The sequence below is a fragment of the Petrotoga halophila DSM 16923 genome, from assembly GCF_002924615.1.
On the sequence record NZ_JALY01000006.1, the window covers coordinates 1 to 15,122 of the forward strand.

16 protein-coding genes and 1 riboswitch are annotated in these 15,122 nt (G+C 35.6%); of the genes, 8 read left to right on the forward strand and 8 right to left on the reverse strand.

The genetic code is table 11. The features are described 5' to 3' along the window. A partial coding sequence (locus tag AA81_RS00200; protein ID WP_146050303.1) for a transposase occupies positions 1 to 597 on the reverse strand: 597 nt, incomplete at its 3' end. Between the two features lie 159 nt (positions 598 to 756). On the opposite strand from AA81_RS00200, the gene AA81_RS00205 reads away from it, so the two are divergent. The 4 genes from AA81_RS00205 (at position 757) to glmM (ending at position 5,199) form a co-directional block, all read left to right on the forward strand. Then, complete coding sequence (locus tag AA81_RS00205) at positions 757 to 1,998, forward strand: ABC transporter substrate-binding protein (RefSeq protein ID WP_103897845.1); 1,242 nt, start codon at positions 757 to 759, stop codon at positions 1,996 to 1,998. Positions 1,999 to 2,103: 105 nt separating this feature from the next. Continuing rightward, entirely contained in the window at positions 2,104 to 3,006 is a 903-nt protein-coding gene (locus tag AA81_RS00210) for a carbohydrate ABC transporter permease (RefSeq protein ID WP_103897846.1), read from the forward strand. 13 nt (positions 3,007 to 3,019) lie between these two features. Then, positions 3,020 to 3,871: a carbohydrate ABC transporter permease gene (locus tag AA81_RS00215; protein WP_103078283.1), complete on the forward strand. Its 852-nt coding sequence runs from the start codon at positions 3,020 to 3,022 to the stop codon at positions 3,869 to 3,871. A 5-nt stretch (positions 3,872 to 3,876) separates the two neighbouring features. Next, on the forward strand, positions 3,877 to 5,199 hold the full coding sequence (glmM, locus tag AA81_RS00220; protein ID WP_103897847.1) for a phosphoglucosamine mutase: 1,323 nt from the start codon (positions 3,877 to 3,879) through the stop codon (positions 5,197 to 5,199). Between the two features lie 62 nt (positions 5,200 to 5,261). Here glmM and AA81_RS00225 read toward each other — a convergent pair whose 3' ends face one another. From AA81_RS00225 to AA81_RS00255, 7 genes are all read right to left on the reverse strand, one after another. Next, positions 5,262 to 6,623 (reverse strand): Do family serine endopeptidase, encoded by a 1,362-nt coding sequence (locus tag AA81_RS00225; RefSeq protein ID WP_103897848.1) that lies wholly within the window; start codon positions 6,621 to 6,623, stop codon positions 5,262 to 5,264. A 91-nt stretch (positions 6,624 to 6,714) separates the two neighbouring features. Continuing rightward, positions 6,715 to 7,305, reverse strand: a complete 591-nt coding sequence (gene pyrE / locus AA81_RS00230; RefSeq protein WP_103897849.1) for an orotate phosphoribosyltransferase — start codon at positions 7,303 to 7,305, stop codon at positions 6,715 to 6,717. Positions 7,306 to 7,390: 85 nt separating this feature from the next. Next, positions 7,391 to 8,128: an alpha/beta hydrolase gene (locus AA81_RS00235; RefSeq protein ID WP_103897850.1), complete on the reverse strand. Its 738-nt coding sequence runs from the start codon at positions 8,126 to 8,128 to the stop codon at positions 7,391 to 7,393. A gap of 19 nt (positions 8,129 to 8,147) precedes the next feature. Beyond that, positions 8,148 to 9,473 carry a transcription termination factor Rho gene (gene rho / locus AA81_RS00240; protein ID WP_211292609.1) on the reverse strand — a complete coding sequence of 442 codons (1,326 nt, stop codon included), beginning with the start codon at positions 9,471 to 9,473 and terminating at the stop codon, positions 8,148 to 8,150. Between the two features lie 635 nt (positions 9,474 to 10,108). After that, on the reverse strand, positions 10,109 to 11,071 hold the full coding sequence (locus AA81_RS00245) for a DUF1385 domain-containing protein (RefSeq protein WP_103897851.1): 963 nt from the start codon (positions 11,069 to 11,071) through the stop codon (positions 10,109 to 10,111). Continuing rightward, on the reverse strand, positions 11,055 to 11,309 hold the full coding sequence (locus AA81_RS00250; RefSeq protein WP_103078289.1) for a hypothetical protein: 255 nt from the start codon (positions 11,307 to 11,309) through the stop codon (positions 11,055 to 11,057). The genes AA81_RS00245 and AA81_RS00250 overlap by 17 nt, the downstream gene beginning before the upstream one ends. Positions 11,310 to 11,311: 2 nt before the next feature. Then, complete coding sequence (locus AA81_RS00255; RefSeq protein WP_103078290.1) at positions 11,312 to 11,611, reverse strand: stage V sporulation protein S; 300 nt, start codon at positions 11,609 to 11,611, stop codon at positions 11,312 to 11,314. 160 nt (positions 11,612 to 11,771) lie between these two features. Continuing rightward, positions 11,772 to 11,935: riboswitch (cobalamin riboswitch) on the forward strand. A gap of 68 nt (positions 11,936 to 12,003) precedes the next feature. Here AA81_RS00255 and AA81_RS00260 point away from each other — a divergent pair. The 4 genes from AA81_RS00260 to AA81_RS00275 form a co-directional block, all read left to right on the forward strand. Further along, a complete protein-coding gene (locus AA81_RS00260) occupies positions 12,004 to 12,882 on the forward strand; it encodes an ABC transporter substrate-binding protein (protein ID WP_103897852.1) in 879 nt (292 codons plus the stop codon). Continuing rightward, positions 12,879 to 13,889, forward strand: coding sequence for a FecCD family ABC transporter permease (locus tag AA81_RS00265; RefSeq protein ID WP_103076926.1), 1,011 nt, complete (start codon positions 12,879 to 12,881; stop codon positions 13,887 to 13,889). The genes AA81_RS00260 and AA81_RS00265 overlap by 4 nt, the downstream gene beginning before the upstream one ends. Beyond that, positions 13,886 to 14,656: an ABC transporter ATP-binding protein gene (locus AA81_RS00270; RefSeq protein ID WP_103078292.1), complete on the forward strand. Its 771-nt coding sequence runs from the start codon at positions 13,886 to 13,888 to the stop codon at positions 14,654 to 14,656. Before AA81_RS00265 ends, AA81_RS00270 begins: the two co-directional genes overlap by 4 nt. A 9-nt stretch (positions 14,657 to 14,665) precedes the next feature. Beyond that, positions 14,666 to 15,122: carbohydrate kinase family protein (locus tag AA81_RS00275; RefSeq protein WP_146050304.1), on the forward strand; the 457-nt coding region annotated here is incomplete at its 3' end.

Here is a 15,122-nt window from a genome sequence, read left to right on the forward strand (position 1 = left end):
AGAAGACATAGCCGTCTTTGGGTTACCGGCCGAATCGTAGATTGGTGTATAATTAGTAACAGGTTTAACGCCGAAATTTGCTTCTAAAGGAGAACGATAGTACTCTTTGTAATCTTTGAATTTACCGTGACTCTTCTTGTTGTTGAAGAAAGAATTAAAGATAATGGGGTAAGAATCAACAACAAGATAACTGGTATCAAAGATCCCCTCTTTGATGCCTTTAAGGACGGTAAGAACGATAACCCTATCCAAATAAGAAGGACCAAACTCCTTCTTAAAAGAAGAGAAAGTAGCTTCAGAAGGAACGTAATTGATAATAGGATCGAAACCGATGCATTTAGCGAAGGAAGGGTTACTCTTAAGGAAGTGAATCAACTCCCTTACTGTAAACCCCTTAACTTTCTGAACGAAGATAGCTTTAAGTAAAGCCCGACGGGAGTACCCTGTTCTGCCCATCTTATTATTGAAATCTGGGACAACGGACCAATCGATCATATCGATTAAATCGAGAAGGTACTTAAATTCAGAATGTTCTTTCATATAATCAGAGTAGACGAAATCGAAGTAGAGTTGAGAAGAGTTACCGTATAATGACAATTGAATGACCTCCTTACAAGATAATAAAGATATGGTATCAAATAAATTATACAGTGAGGAGGTAAAAGTACAATATTGAAGGTATTAAAAGTTAGTTACAATGCGTGTTTTAGAGTTTCTAAAGAGAGTAATTATATCATATCAGGAGGTGGCAGTAGTATGAAAAAAGTAGTTGTTTTATTTGCTATATTGACGATGGTGTTGAGTGTTTTTTCTATTACCATCACGATGACAGCCGGCGCAGTAGGAAGGGAATTAGAAGCTCTGACTGAACAAGTTCAGATGTTTATGGAAGAGAACCCAGATATTACTGTAAATATTCTTCCAATGCCAAACAGTTCCACGGATAGGCACGATCTTTACGTTACTTACTTAGCTTCAGGTACCCCTGATCCAGATGTATTGCAGCTCGACGTTATTTGGCCAGCAGAATTTGCTCCATTCTTAGTAGATTTAACGGATGACTACAATTATTTTGGACTTGATGGGTTTTTCCCTGGAACCGTTGCTTCAAATACAACAGAAGGAAGATTAGTAGCAGTTCCATGGTTTACTGATGCTGGTATTCTTTATTACCGAAAAGATTTGTTGGAAAAGTACGGTTACGATGTACCAAAAACATGGGATGAACTGTACACAGCTGCAAAAGATATCTCCGAGAAAGAAGGAATCGAAGGCTTCGTTTGGCAAGGAGCCAGATATGAAGGTTTAACCTGTGACGTTATGGAATTCGTCCATAGTTTCGGTGGAGAGATAATGAAAGATGGAGAGGTTGTCGTTGATGATCCAGAATATTACGATAACAATGTTGCAGCAATAACCTTCATGGATAAATTGATAGAAGAGGGCGTAAGCCCAGCAGGAGTAACTACCTACATGGAAGAAGAAGCAAGAAGAATTTTCCAAAATGGTGATGCCGTGTTTATGAGAAACTGGCCATATGCATGGCCTTTAGCTAACGCTCCCGAGTCTCCTGTTGCTGGAAAAGTTGACATAACGGTTCTACCAAAGGGACCAGCACCAGATGGAAGAAATTCTGCAACATTGGGTGGATGGAACCTCGGTATAAATGCAAACTCTTCCCCAGCTGAGGTAGAAGCTTCTAAAAAATTGATCAAATTCTTAGTTAGCAAAGATCAACAAGTTTACAAAGCCGTTAATGCCGGTCAAACACCAACTATGATCGAAGCTTACAACGATCCAAGAACTATTGAAGCAAATCCTTTCTATTCTGATATTTTAGATGTTTTCTTGAATGCTGAACCAAGACCTATTTCTCCAATATATTCTGAAATTTCATATGAGATACAAGTTGCTGTTCACGAAGTTCTAACACAGCAAGCTGAACCTGAAGAAGCCTTAGACAACTTAGCAGAAAATCTCAAATCTTTAGTTGAATAAAAACGAAGAATTTGATATAATTTTTCACAGGTGGGCGGTATACGGAGTTTCTCCGTCTACCGCCTTTGTGTATAATATAATAGATTATAATTAGGGGGTGCGTTAATGAAAGTAAAAGGTACGTATAAAAGATCCGATATCTGGCTTGCGTTTTGGCTTATTATTCCAACCTTAATTGCTATCGGGATTACCGCCTTCTATCCTCTGGGGCAAACTCTTTATGATAGTTTCTTCAGATGGTCTCTCAGACCAGGATTTGAAAGAGAGTTTTTAGGATTTCAAAATTATGTCAATTTGTTTCAAGATCCTAGATTTTTGCGTTCTTTATGGAATACAGTATATTTTACTTTTTTTTCTGTACTAATAGAATTCCTTTTAGGATTAGGAACCGCTTTAATATTGAACGCAGACTTTAAATTGAGAGGTTTGGTAAGAGCAGCTGTTTTGATTCCATGGGCAATACCTACAGCGGTTTCTTCTCAAATGTGGAAATGGATGTATAATGACCAATATGGTGTAATAAGTTTAATGCTATATAATTTAGGAATACTTGAGGAAGGTACCCCCATTCTGGGGACTCCAGGCATGGCTATGTCTGCCATTATAGCCGTAGATGTCTGGAAAACTACTCCTTTTGTTGCTCTTTTACTCCTTGCAGGACTTCAAACCATACCTAACGAGTTGTACGAAGCATCTAGAATAGATGGCGCTAATATATGGAAACAATTCACTTCTATCACTTTACCTGTATTAAGGCCTACCATTGGTGTAACGTTAATATTTAGAACTTTGGACGCTTTGAGGGTTTTCGATATTGTTTACATCATGACACAAGGAGCAGTGGGAACGGAAACTCTCGCAGTTTACAATAGATCACTTTTAATGGATAATATCTTCTCTCCAAGAGGTCTGTTTGGCTATGGCTCTGCATTATCGGTCGTAATATTTTTAATCATAGGGATATTCACAATTATCTACATGCGCTCGTTGAACATTAAATTAGATTGAGGAGGGTAAAAATATGAGATGGGGAATGCGAGCAAAAAGAAATACTCAACGTACAATTTTATATATTTTAGTTATATTGATGGTTATTTTTTACATTTTCCCTTTCTATTGGGCCATCAAAAGCTCTTTCACCGCGGATCAATACCTTTTTACAAAAAACATTACCCTTTGGCCTCAAGGTTTTACCTTTGAAAACTATATAAAAGTTTTCACAGAGAGACCTTTCGGATTAAATATATTAAACTCTATTATAGTGGCCGGAGCTACGACTATTTTCTCAATAATCGTTGGTTCTTTTGCAGCTTACGCAATAGCTCGTTTAAAGATTCCCGGAAAAGGGCCTTTGATGCTACTAATACTTGCGGTAAGTATGTTCCCTCAAGTTTCTATTTTGGGTGGACTTTTTCAGTTGCTCAGAAATTTAGGATTGATAAACACTTATCCGGGTTTGATAATACCATATATTGCGCTGAATTTACCTTTAACAACGTGGATACTGCAAAATTTTTTCAGAGAGCTTCCTAAAGAGATAGAAGAATCTGCCTATATAGATGGATGTTCTAAATTTGAAACTTTGTGGAGAATCGTTTTACCTCTTTCCGCTCCAGGGTTGGTCACGACTGGTTTGCTAGCTTTTATTCAAGCTTGGAATGAATTCTTATTTGCTTTAACTTTTATGCAAACCCCCGCAAAATACACAGTTCCTGTGGCAATCGCTATGTTTACCGGTAAAACCTTCTACGAAGTGCCTTGGGGGCAACTAATGGCGGCGTCAGTAATAGTTACAATGCCTTTGGTTATTTTGGTTTTAGTGTTCCAAAACAGGATAGTTCAAGGTTTAACCGCCGGAAGCGTAAAAGGATGATGTAGATGAAAGTTTTGTTTGGAACGGATGGCATTAGAGAGGTCGTTAATGAAAAGTTGACCGTTGATTTAGCTATGAAACTTGGAAACGCACTTGCTAATTTTTTTGGTTCAGAGTATAAAAAATTGTATATTGCAAGAGACACACGAAATTCAGGAAAAGCATTAGAAATGGCTTTAGTTTCAGGAGCGTTGGCCGGTGGAATGAATGTAGAATCATGCGGAGTTCTGACCACACCGGGATTAGCGTTTATAACCAAGAAAGAAAAGTCTATTGGCGTTGTCATTTCTGCATCTCACAACCCTCCAATGTACAATGGATTAAAAGTTTTTTGTGAAGGATTTAAAATTTCAGATGAAACAGAAGAAAAGTTAGAAGAAATAATTTTGAAAGGTTTACTTAAATACAGTGATTATAGAGGTATTGGTAAATACATAGATGATTCCTCAAAAAAAGAATATGTTGATTATGTGGTTTCTTTGTACAAAGAGAATATACAATGTAATGATTTAAAAATTGCTGTTGATGTGGGAAACGGTGCCGCTGGAGCAATTATAGACGACATTTTTGGTGAACTTGGTTTGAACTATACAGTATACCAAAATGCCCCTGATGGTTTCAATATCAACGAAAACTGTGGTTCTACTTCACCTCAAACTTTGTCTAAAATCGTTAAGGAAGAAAAGTATGATCTTGGAATCTTGTTCGATGGGGATGCGGACAGATGTCTTTTTATAGATCGCTACGGTAATCTCGTAGATGGTGATGTTTTGATGGCTATCAATGCTCTGAAATTGAAAGCTCAAGAAAGATTAAAAAACAAGATCGTTGTTGCAACCACTATGAGTAATCTAGGTTTGGAAGAGTATTTAAAGAAAAATGAAATACATCTTCTACGCACAAACGTAGGGGACAAATATGTTTTGGAAAAAATGCTGGATGAAAAGGCAACAATTGGTGGGGAGCAATCAGGACATATTATATTTCTTGATAGATCTACAACCGGTGACGGTATAATTACCGCTTTAGAGACTTTGGAAACGTTGAAATATTTTTCTAAATCACTCGATGATTTTCTCCAAGAAATTCCTAAATATCCCCAACATCTGGAAAACGTTACAGTTAAGGATAAAGTAAAAATCATGAAGGACATTAGAATTGAAAATTTAACAAGAAAATATCAAAGTGTTGAAGGATTCAGGATTGTAGTCCGACCTTCGGGTACTGAACCTAAAATAAGAATAATGACCGAAGGATCCAATAAAGAAACAATTGAAAAATGCATCACAGAATTTAGCCAACTTATACAAAGTATTGATAACGAGTGAAATAGCTCTAAAAAAACGGGGTTAGTGTAAAAAAACCCCGTTTTTTAAATGATTATTCTGGTTTATCTATAGAAGAATTGAACAACATACCTCACATTATTTCTATAAACTATCAAGGCAACGTAACTGTTCTTTTCTACTGATGAAGCTATTTTCTTCCAGTCATCTATGTTTTGTATATCATTGTACACTCCATTAACCGCTATCTCTGTAATAACATCACCTGCCCTTAGCCCAAGAGCGTATGTATCGTCTTGTATTTCTTCAACAATGACTCCTTGAATACTACTTCTTATATTATATTTCTCCCTATCCTCAGAAGTGATATCTCTAACCACAATTCCAAAATAGGCTTCTACTGCTTCAGGTGTTTGGCTTCCCAAAGTTACATTAAAAGTAATTCTTTCTCCAAACCTATCAACAACAACTTCTACATTAGTCCCTGCTGGATAAGTAGCTAACAAAGAAGTTAAATCGTCTATATTTTCAATTTCTTTACCGTTCACTTCTACTATTACGTCATTTACTTTTATACCGGCTTTCTCAGCGGCTCCATCTGGCACCAAATCTTGAACATAGGCTCCTTTGTCTACTTTTAACCCCAAAGATTTTTTCAATTCTTCGGTTATATTGCTGATGTATACACCCAAATAAGCTCTTTGAAAGGAACCGGTTTCCATAACAGAATCAGCGAATCTTTTTGCTATGTTAATAGGAATGGCAAATCCTATGTTCACACTTCCCAATTGAGGATCTACTGCAATTGCAGTGTTAATTCCAATAACTTCTCCATGTATATTCAACAGAGGACCTCCACTATTCCCGGGATTAATAGTTGCATCCGTCTGTATTAAATCAACATAATTCCCATTTCCATCCGGTTTTGGAATACTCCTATTGATTGCACTTATAACCCCAACAGTGACAGTGTTTTGTAATCCTAATGGATTACCTATAGCTATCGCATCTTCGCCAATCTTAATTTTGTCTGAGTCACCTAAAGGCAGCGTTGGTAAATCTTCATCAGCGTTTATCTTAATTATGGCTAAATCGAGATCTTCATCACCACCTACTAACTCGGCGTCATACTTCTTTCCATTCGGCAAGGATGCAGATATCTGTTCTGCACTTTCTATCACATGGTAATTTGTTAATATATAACCTCTTTTATCGAAAATAAAGCCTGAACCCACTCCTTTTGTTTGATACTCTGGCATTTCTTGGCCAAAAAATCTTTCAAAAAATTCTTGAATGTATGGGTCCACGGGAACTGGAGATGAACGAGTGGATTCAATATTTACAACGGCTGGAGCAGCCTCTTCAACTACGTTTACTACTGGACTTTCGTATCCTTCATTCACAATTGCAAATGAAGATATGGAAAGTAAAAATACTGTCAAAATCAAAACGATAGATTTTTTCATAATAGCACCTCCAAATCATTTTATTTACTTAAATTATAAACCAACTTCTTAAAAGAAACTTAAAAGCTTGAATTTTTTAAGTTTACTGTCTCTATTGTTTTCTACTACCTGGTTTTATTAATTCTAAACCTTGGATACATAAAGGGCAGTTTTCTGGGGAGTAGGTAGCAGTTTTTATAGTAACAAGCGACATGATTTCTCTGTTTTCTAAAAACTTTTTAGAAGATCTGTTGACTATGCAGGCGAATGAAATCACATCTCCTCCGTTACTTTCAATCAATTTTGCAACTTCCAACGTCGATTTCCCTGTGGTTATTACATCTTCTACTATTAGTATTTTGCTTTTAACATTTATAGTTTGACCTCTACGTAAACTCATGTTCCCTTTTTCATCTCTCTCAGCAAATAAAAATGGAACTTTTAAAGCCCTTGCTACTTCGTATCCTATGATAATTCCACCTAATGCAGGAGAAACAACGTAATCTATTTTTACTTTTATTTTATCAGCAATTAATTTGCCAAGAAGTTCCGAATACTCTGGATATTTAAGGACTTTTGCACATTGAATATATGTGTCAGAATGTAATCCAGAAGATAATAAAAAGTGCCCCTTTAAAAAGGCCCCAGTGTCTTTTAATATTTCTAATACTTTAGTTTCAGGGTATTTTGTATTATCGTTCATTAAGATTTTTACCTCCTGATATCTCTATTTTATATACTCTAAAACTCATGTTAGCGCCCTTTCGTCCCGCAGCTCGGGTTTATCTCTATTCTAAAAATTCTAGAATCTTATTATAAAATTCCTTTTTATTATAAATGCATTCAAACAACTCGTGTTTCCCTTTGGAAAAAGAAACTTTGGTAATGTTTGAATTCTTTATCTTTTTATACTCCTCGATGTTGACTATTTTATCTTCCTCTCCAAAAAGCAACAATGTAGGGATATCAACCTTTTCGATTTCTTTTAACGCAATCTCAGCTTCGTCGAACATTTGACGAGCAGTTCGGACGGTTATTTTATCATGTACCAGCGGATCTTTTTTATATAATTCACATGCTTTTTTATCCGTGGATAGGTCATAAGGATTAATTCCGTTTGAAAAAGAAAGGCTTGGAAATATCGAGAAAAGGTTTAAAAGCCAGCTTAGTTGTCTAATATCTCCCAAGGCAGGAGAAGAAAGAATAAGTTTTTGGGGTTTTTTCTCTGTTATTTCAACGAATCTTGAGGCAATTAACCCCCCAAGAGAGTGTCCAAATAGAATATATTCTTCTTGAACATAATTTTCTAAAAAAGAATAAATCTCGTAAAAATTCTCTATATCCCCTTTTTTACCGGGAGTATAACCATGTCCCGGAAGATCAAAAGTAAAAACAGCAACCCCTTTATCATTTAATTGCTTAATAAAATTCACATATCTTCCGGAATATTCTCCAAGTCCGTGAATTAGATATAAAGTTTTATAATTATACGTATTTGGTAAGTAATATTTATGATATATTTTCATATAGAAATTATATCACAGTTCACAAAGCTTTTTGATTTTCTATCGCTTCCATTATCTCATCATTAGTTTTATGTTTTCTTAATAAACTCAAGATAAATTCTAAGGCCTCTTTTGGGGACATATCGTTAATAAACTTTCTTAGAATAATTGTATTTTTCATCTCATCAGGGTCATACAATAATTCTTCTTTTCTTGTACCTGATAATTTTAAGTTTATGGCAGGGAATATTCTCTCATTAGACATTTCTCTGGCTAACACTAGCTCCATATTTCCTGTACCTTTAAATTCTTCAAATATCACTTCATCCATTTTCGATCCTGTTTCTATTAATGCTGTAGCTAAGATAGTAAGACTACCACCTTCTCTAATCTTTCTTGCAGCGCCAAAGAATTTCTTTGGGAAAATTACAGCGGCAGGATCAAGACCACCACTCAGCAATTTTCCACTGGATGGTACATAAAGATTATATTCACGTGCAACCCTTGTCAAACTATCAACTAAGACAACCACATCGTGGCCAAACTCAACTAGCCTCTTAAAGTGATCTAAAGCCATTTCTGCGATTCTTATTTGATTTTCTGGGTCCATATCAAACGGGGCTGCTATAACGTTAGCATCTACCGTGTCACGAATATCCGTCACTTCTTCAGGCCGTTCGTCTATTAAAAGTATGTACCTTCTAGTATCGGGATAATTTTCGGCAATAGAGTTAGCAATATCTTTTAGCAGCGTAGTTTTACCAGCTTTTGGAGGGGCAACGATTAAACCTCTTTGCCCAAAACCTATAGGAGAGAAAAGATCAATTATTCTTGAGCTGTATGGTGCGTTCTTATGTTCCAAAACCATTCTGGTTTTTGGATACTCAGGAGTCAAATTTTCAAAAGACACTCTATCCCGAGCGTTTTCGGGAGGTAAAGAATTAACCGCTTCTATTCTTAATAAAGCAAAAAATCTTTCGCCTTCTTTTGGAGGCCTTATTTGACCTGCTATTATGTCTCCTGTGAAAAGGTTGAATTTTCTAATCTGAGATTGAGAAACGTATATATCATCAGTTCCCGGCAACAATGAGTTGTCTACGCTTCTCAAGAAACCGTAACCATCCGGAAGTACTTCCAAAATCCCTTCATAAAAAAAGTATCCGATCGATTCAGTTTGTTTTCTTAAAATAGCAAACTTCAATTCGTTTTTTGTCATCTTAGAATAATTGGATATTTCGAGTTTGCGGGCTAATTCGTATAACTCTTTTCTAGTCATTTCGTTTAATTTAGCCATATTAATTTCAATGGCTTGAATATTATCTCTACTTTGTTTCTTTGATACTAAATTGTTAGTATTTTCATCCATGTGAATCCTCCTCATTACATTTAGTTTTTGCTGCGCCCTGTAACCTTTTTAAAGGCAAACTCTTTATTTTATTAGCGCCGAACGTTAAGGGGGTTCCCCTTAAAAACCCCAAATCAAGGTCAAAATCATTTAAAAACATTTTTTGCACACTGCGGCAAACGCTCCCCACCCATAAGGAAGGAAATCTTTACCCCTTCATTCTGCTACTCACCCATAAGGAAAAAGGGCTTTCCTTCTTAGTTTCGCTCCGCACCCTCAAAGGAAGGGAGTTTTTACCCTAGGTCTGGAGCATCCTTTCAGCTTTTGCTGGTGGCTTAGGTTAATCAACTATGGCTTGTTTATCACAAACCTCTCGTGTGACTAGGAGATAGGTAGTTGATTGCTAGCGTGGGAACATAACATACACTTCATAATTTATTAATAAACTTTGTAAGCGTATCACATCATAAAAACGAAGTAATCCCTTATTAGAACAAAGGACAATTACAGAAATAGTATAGTGTGGAGAACAAGAAAAATACTCTTAGGAGAATCAAAATGAAGTTCATCCCTAATTCAAGAAATATAATATAATATAATAAATTATCAAGTTTGAATAAACATTTTAAAAGCCAATCGATTGACTCTTTAGGACGTCAAGAATCGGTTTTGAGGGAAGTTACGTCTGGTGTAAAGATTTTGCTTTCTGTACCTTGATTTTCAAGTAGGTTTCCATGGTTATCTAAAATTACTTCACCATCAAAATTTTCTTTGAGTGCATATTCTAAAGATATTAGTCCAATTTCCAATTGTTCTTTTTCAGGTTCCTTGGTAGTAATTTTTTGAAGCAACAATCCTGGATAGGCAAGAATTTTTCCTATTTTTGTGTCAATGATTTTTGCAGTAAACCTTTGAAATTCGTAAGCTAAACCTGCAACTAGTGGAAGAAGTACTATTCTAGAAATTACTTTCTGCAAAGTTGAATTGAAGCCCAATCCACCCGTTATAGCAAAAACAATAATCGAAGCAAAAACCGTAATTATCAAGAAACTAGTACCACATCTAGGATGCAAGGTTGGGTATTTTTTGGCGTATTTGACCTCTAAAGGCTCGTTGTTTTCGTAGGTAAATACACTTTTGTGTTCGGCTCCATGGTATTGAAAAACCCTTTTTATATCTTTCATAAAAGAAATGCCCCAGATATAGGCCACAACCAAAAACGCTCTTATAAAACCTTCAGTGAAAGCAAACCAAAATTCAGATTCAATGTTGAAGGGTTTAGTTATAAACACAGGTAAAACACCGAACCCCAAGGTTGCAACTGCCACAGCAAGTAATATGGCAATAACCATATCTTTTGTAGTTAATTCTTCCTCTTCTTCTCCGGATACTTTAGCCGAATAAGATAATGCGTTCATACCAATTATCATTGCATGTAGTAATACAAAAAAACCTCTAATAATAGGTATTTTTTCCCAAATCCCCCAAGAGTTATCCTTTAACCTTTTAACTGCTATACTTCCGTCTTTTCTTTTCACTGCGACTACGGTATTTATTCCTTTCATCATTACGCCTTCAATAACCGCTTGTCCACCAACGGTTTTAGGTTTTGGTTTCATCAGAATGAATCCTCCTTAAAATCTCTTCTGCAACACCTTGTTCGGTAACTACATAGTAAAATTTTATAGCCTCTTTGTCTATTCCATTGTTCTTATTAAGTACTTGAGACGCCTTTCTTCTCAATTTGTATCTTTCATCATTATCTAATTTTGTAATATCTTTTATGATATCAAAAAGGTGCGTGTTTTGTGAACACGCTTCAATGATCTCCTCTATTACTTTCTCATTTTCATTCATTTTTACTGTTGAGAATACTCTTCGGGGGAAATATCTTCAGAAACCTTTGCCACTACTTTAAATTTAATACCTGTTCTTTTTTCCGAACCTACTTCAACCTCCACAAAACCAGGGATAACGTATATCTCCTTTCCCTTAGCCTCGATAAATCTCCTCGCAATTGCAATAGCCTTCACTGCTTGATTAACTGCTCCAGCCCCAATAGCTTGTAGCTCAACCTCGTCTGTTTTTGATAGAACCCCTGCTATAGCTCCCGCAACTTTGTTAGGTGCAGATGAATGACTGACTTTCAACACTTCCATGTCTTGGCTCCTCCTTTGTGGACAGGCTATATATAGTTATTTTATCATAAATTTAAATTATGTCAAAGAAAAAATTGAAAAAAGAATATCGAAATGGTATAATTGAAAAAGAACCAGCCTCACGGCAAGTAAGGAAACAGCCTCACGGCAAGTAATGAAGTTAATATTGACTGCATTATTTCAAGGGAAAACGGTGAAAATCCGTTACGGTCGCGCCACCGTAATCGGGGACGAAACTTACAAAAGCCACTGGAAAGATCCGGGAAGGCGTAAGGAGTAGAGTGATCCGAAAGTCGGGAGACCTAAATAATGCAGGTTTTTCTATCTCTTCGCGCCAAAGAGATAGAAAAAATGTTTAAATGGCGCTAATTTATATAAGGAGGCCATTTGGTATGAGGAAGGTGTTATTTACATTTTTTACGATTTTGTTGTCGGTTGTTTTGAGTGCTGAGTATTTATTGGTGGATGATCTTGGAAGATTAGTCTCTTTTGAGGGAGAGGTTAACAGGGTTATTTCCGCCGCACCCGCTGTATCTGATTATATCAAATATTTAGGCTTAGAGGAAAAAGTAGTAGGCGTAACAGATTGGGATACCCATATAGATGCTGAAAAAATTGGTAATTTAGTGCCTTTGAATTTGGAGAAAACAGTTTCTTTGAATCCGGATGTTGTTTTTTTAACTGGAGGGTTTCAAGAACCTGAGATTAGTAGATTGGAAAGATACAATATCAAATCCTTTGTAATTAATCCAGTTAATTTTAATGATATCTATAGGGATATTGTATTAATTGGCAGTATCTTAGGCGAAAGAGAAAAAGCTCAAACTCTTTCAAATGAACTAAGACAAAATGTTTTAAATATAGCCAAAAGTTCTTTCACTTGGAAAAATAAACCAACGGTTTTATATTTAATGGTTCAAAATAATGTAGCTGAAATTTGGACGGCAGGAAACGGTTCATATATAAATGAATTAATTGCTTACGCTGGTGGATTAAACTTAGCCGCTCCTTATACGGGCAATAATGGGTTTTTACTGGTTGGCCCTGAATTCGTTGTTGCTCAAAATCCCGATATCATAATCGTTGCTTCCTACTACGAAGGCGACGAGAGTGCAAAAAATACTATCTTGAATGCCGAACAGTTTAAAAACGTAAAAGCTGTTAAAGAAGGGAAAATAGTTATGGTCGATGGTAACAAGATTTCTCAAGCTTCTCCATCATTGATCGATGTCCTTGAACAATTATATGAGTATTTTGGTGAAAACAGATGAGAATCATCAAAAAACAAGGGGAGCTCCCCCTTGTTTTATTTCTCATAACCTCCAGTTTTATTTTAATTTTACTTTTCACATCTTTTGGGAGTGTGAAAGTTCCCGTTAAGGATATCTTCGCCTCTTTAATAGGTAAAAATAGTCACGATATTTACAACAATTTAATTTTAAACATTAGACTTCCAAGAGTGGTTGGAAGTTTTCTTGTGGGCAGCATATTGGCAGTTTCTGGGAATGTCTTACAATTGGTAGTACAAAATCCCCTAGCAGATCCATACGTTTTAGGAATCTCGTCAGGAGCAAGCTTTGGTGCAGTATTATACACAGCGTTGAGCAGCATTTATGGTCTTTCTCTTTTTCTTGGATTAGAAACTTTTTCTTTTCTTTTTGGCATATTTGCAACATTTATTGTTTTAATATTGGCGCGACAAGGTAAAAAACTTCCCGTTTTATCTCTAATACTAAGTGGCGTAATAATTAGCTTTTTGTTTAATTCATTTACTACACTTTTTACCGTGATGTACTGGGGAAACTTAATTCACGTCAACACATGGTTGATGGGAAGTACAGCAGATTTAATTTGGAGCGACAATTTTAAATTTATTTTTACACTTATCATTCAATTTATTTTAGTTTTATTATTTTCTAAACAACTGAACGTCCTTTCGATGGGGGATGACATGGCTGTATTCTCAGGGATAAATCCTGATCGATTGAAACTTTTTTTGATTGTAATAAACGTTTTTGCAGTATCTTTTACTGTGTCACAGGTAGGAATAATAGGTTTTGTGGGGCTTATAATCCCTCATATAGTTCGAATGATTAAAGGACCGTACTCGTTTGTTTCAAATTTGTACTCATTCTTCATTGGAGGAATGTTTTTAATGTCTGCGGATTTTGTTTCCAGAACATTATTTGCTCCCACAGAACTTCCTATCGGTGTGGTGACCTCAATAGTAGGAGCTCCAATATTCATTTTTGTAATGAGGAGAAAAGAGAAAATATGATAACATTTAATAACGTCCGTTTCACTTATGGGAATGGCTTTTTTTTGAAAATCGACGATTTAAAAATAATAAAAGGAGATATTATTTCTATAATTGGCCCAAATGGAGCGGGTAAAAGTACTCTTATCAAGATTCTTTCAGGAATTCTGAGAAATTACAAAGGAGAAATAATACTAAACCATAGTGAATTAAAGAATTATTCTTACAAAGAGCTATCAAAAAAGGTAGCAGTTGTACCCCAAGAATTCAACACTTCTTTCGATTACGATTTGGAAAGTATTGTTTCAACGTCAAGAATACCTTTCTCAAAGAGAATAAGCTTTTTTGAATCCGAACAGGACAGAAGGATTATAGAGGAAGCCCTTCAAGCTGTTGGACTAACAAATTATAAGAACAAGCCCTTTTCATCTATGTCTGGAGGAGAAAAGCAAAAAGTTATGATAGCTCGGGCAATCGCCCAACAAACTCCCATATTGCTTTTAGATGAATTCTCTTCACATTTAGACCCAGGTTACACCCAAAATCTTTTGAAATTAGTTAAGGAAATGGTCACCAAAGAAAAGAAAACAGTTCTAGCAGTATTTCATGATGTGAACAACGCGGCATTATTCTCGGATAAAATAATAGTTATGAAGAATGGATCTGTTAAATATTCAGGTACACCAGCAGAGGTATTAAATGAATCTGTCATGGATGAAATCTTTGAAATGGATGCTTATATTATAAAACATCCGATAAAAAAAGTTCCTCAAATTTTATTCAAATAAGGTGTGAAAATGGCTAATATCGATGTAATCGGTGGAATCTTTTTAGACATTTATATAGTTAAAAATGATGGTTATCACAATTCTGAAATTTTACAACTTCCGGGAGGATCGGCATTAAATGTGGCTATCGGTCTTTCTCAATTAGGCCATAATGTGAGGATGTTTGGTAATGTGGGAAAAGATTTTGTTGGAAATTTTTTATTGGAGCGCCTATCTTTTCATGCTGTTAATGTTGAATGGATAAAGAAGGTCGATCAAAATACCGCTACTTTTATTACAATGAATGAAAAGCCAATTGCAATAGATAGAAGAATAAATGATTTAGACTTGATTATACCAAAGAAAAAATCAGAGTATCTCTTCATCACTACCGAAATTAATGAACGCCTAATAAACAGCGATATTTTTCAGAATTACAAAAAAACCTTTTTTGATATAGGTCCTAGGCCAAAGTTAATAAATAAAA

Bases quoted from the DNA above. Each gene is read 5' to 3' on its own strand.
- AA81_RS00235 (WP_103897850.1), bottom strand. From the start codon at position 8,128: ATGAAAATATATCATAAATATTACTTACCAAATACGTATAATTATAAA.
- glmM (WP_103897847.1), top strand. From the start codon at position 3,877: ATGAAAGTTTTGTTTGGAACGGATGGCATTAGAGAGGTCGTTAATGAA.
- AA81_RS00260 (WP_103897852.1), top strand. From the start codon at position 12,004: ATGAGGAAGGTGTTATTTACATTTTTTACGATTTTGTTGTCGGTTGTT.
- AA81_RS00225 (WP_103897848.1), bottom strand. From the start codon at position 6,623: ATGAAAAAATCTATCGTTTTGATTTTGACAGTATTTTTACTTTCCATA.
- AA81_RS00210 (WP_103897846.1), top strand. From the start codon at position 2,104: ATGAAAGTAAAAGGTACGTATAAAAGATCCGATATCTGGCTTGCGTTT.
- AA81_RS00245 (WP_103897851.1), bottom strand. From the start codon at position 11,071: ATGAAACCAAAACCTAAAACCGTTGGTGGACAAGCGGTTATTGAAGGC.
- AA81_RS00205 (WP_103897845.1), top strand. From the start codon at position 757: ATGAAAAAAGTAGTTGTTTTATTTGCTATATTGACGATGGTGTTGAGT.
- AA81_RS00265 (WP_103076926.1), top strand. From the start codon at position 12,879: ATGAGAATCATCAAAAAACAAGGGGAGCTCCCCCTTGTTTTATTTCTC.
- pyrE (WP_103897849.1), bottom strand. From the start codon at position 7,305: ATGAACGATAATACAAAATACCCTGAAACTAAAGTATTAGAAATATTA.
- rho (WP_211292609.1), bottom strand. From the start codon at position 9,473: ATGGATGAAAATACTAACAATTTAGTATCAAAGAAACAAAGTAGAGAT.
- AA81_RS00250 (WP_103078289.1), bottom strand. From the start codon at position 11,309: ATGAATGAAAATGAGAAAGTAATAGAGGAGATCATTGAAGCGTGTTCA.
- AA81_RS00270 (WP_103078292.1), top strand. From the start codon at position 13,886: ATGATAACATTTAATAACGTCCGTTTCACTTATGGGAATGGCTTTTTT.
- AA81_RS00215 (WP_103078283.1), top strand. From the start codon at position 3,020: ATGAGATGGGGAATGCGAGCAAAAAGAAATACTCAACGTACAATTTTA.
- AA81_RS00255 (WP_103078290.1), bottom strand. From the start codon at position 11,611: ATGGAAGTGTTGAAAGTCAGTCATTCATCTGCACCTAACAAAGTTGCG.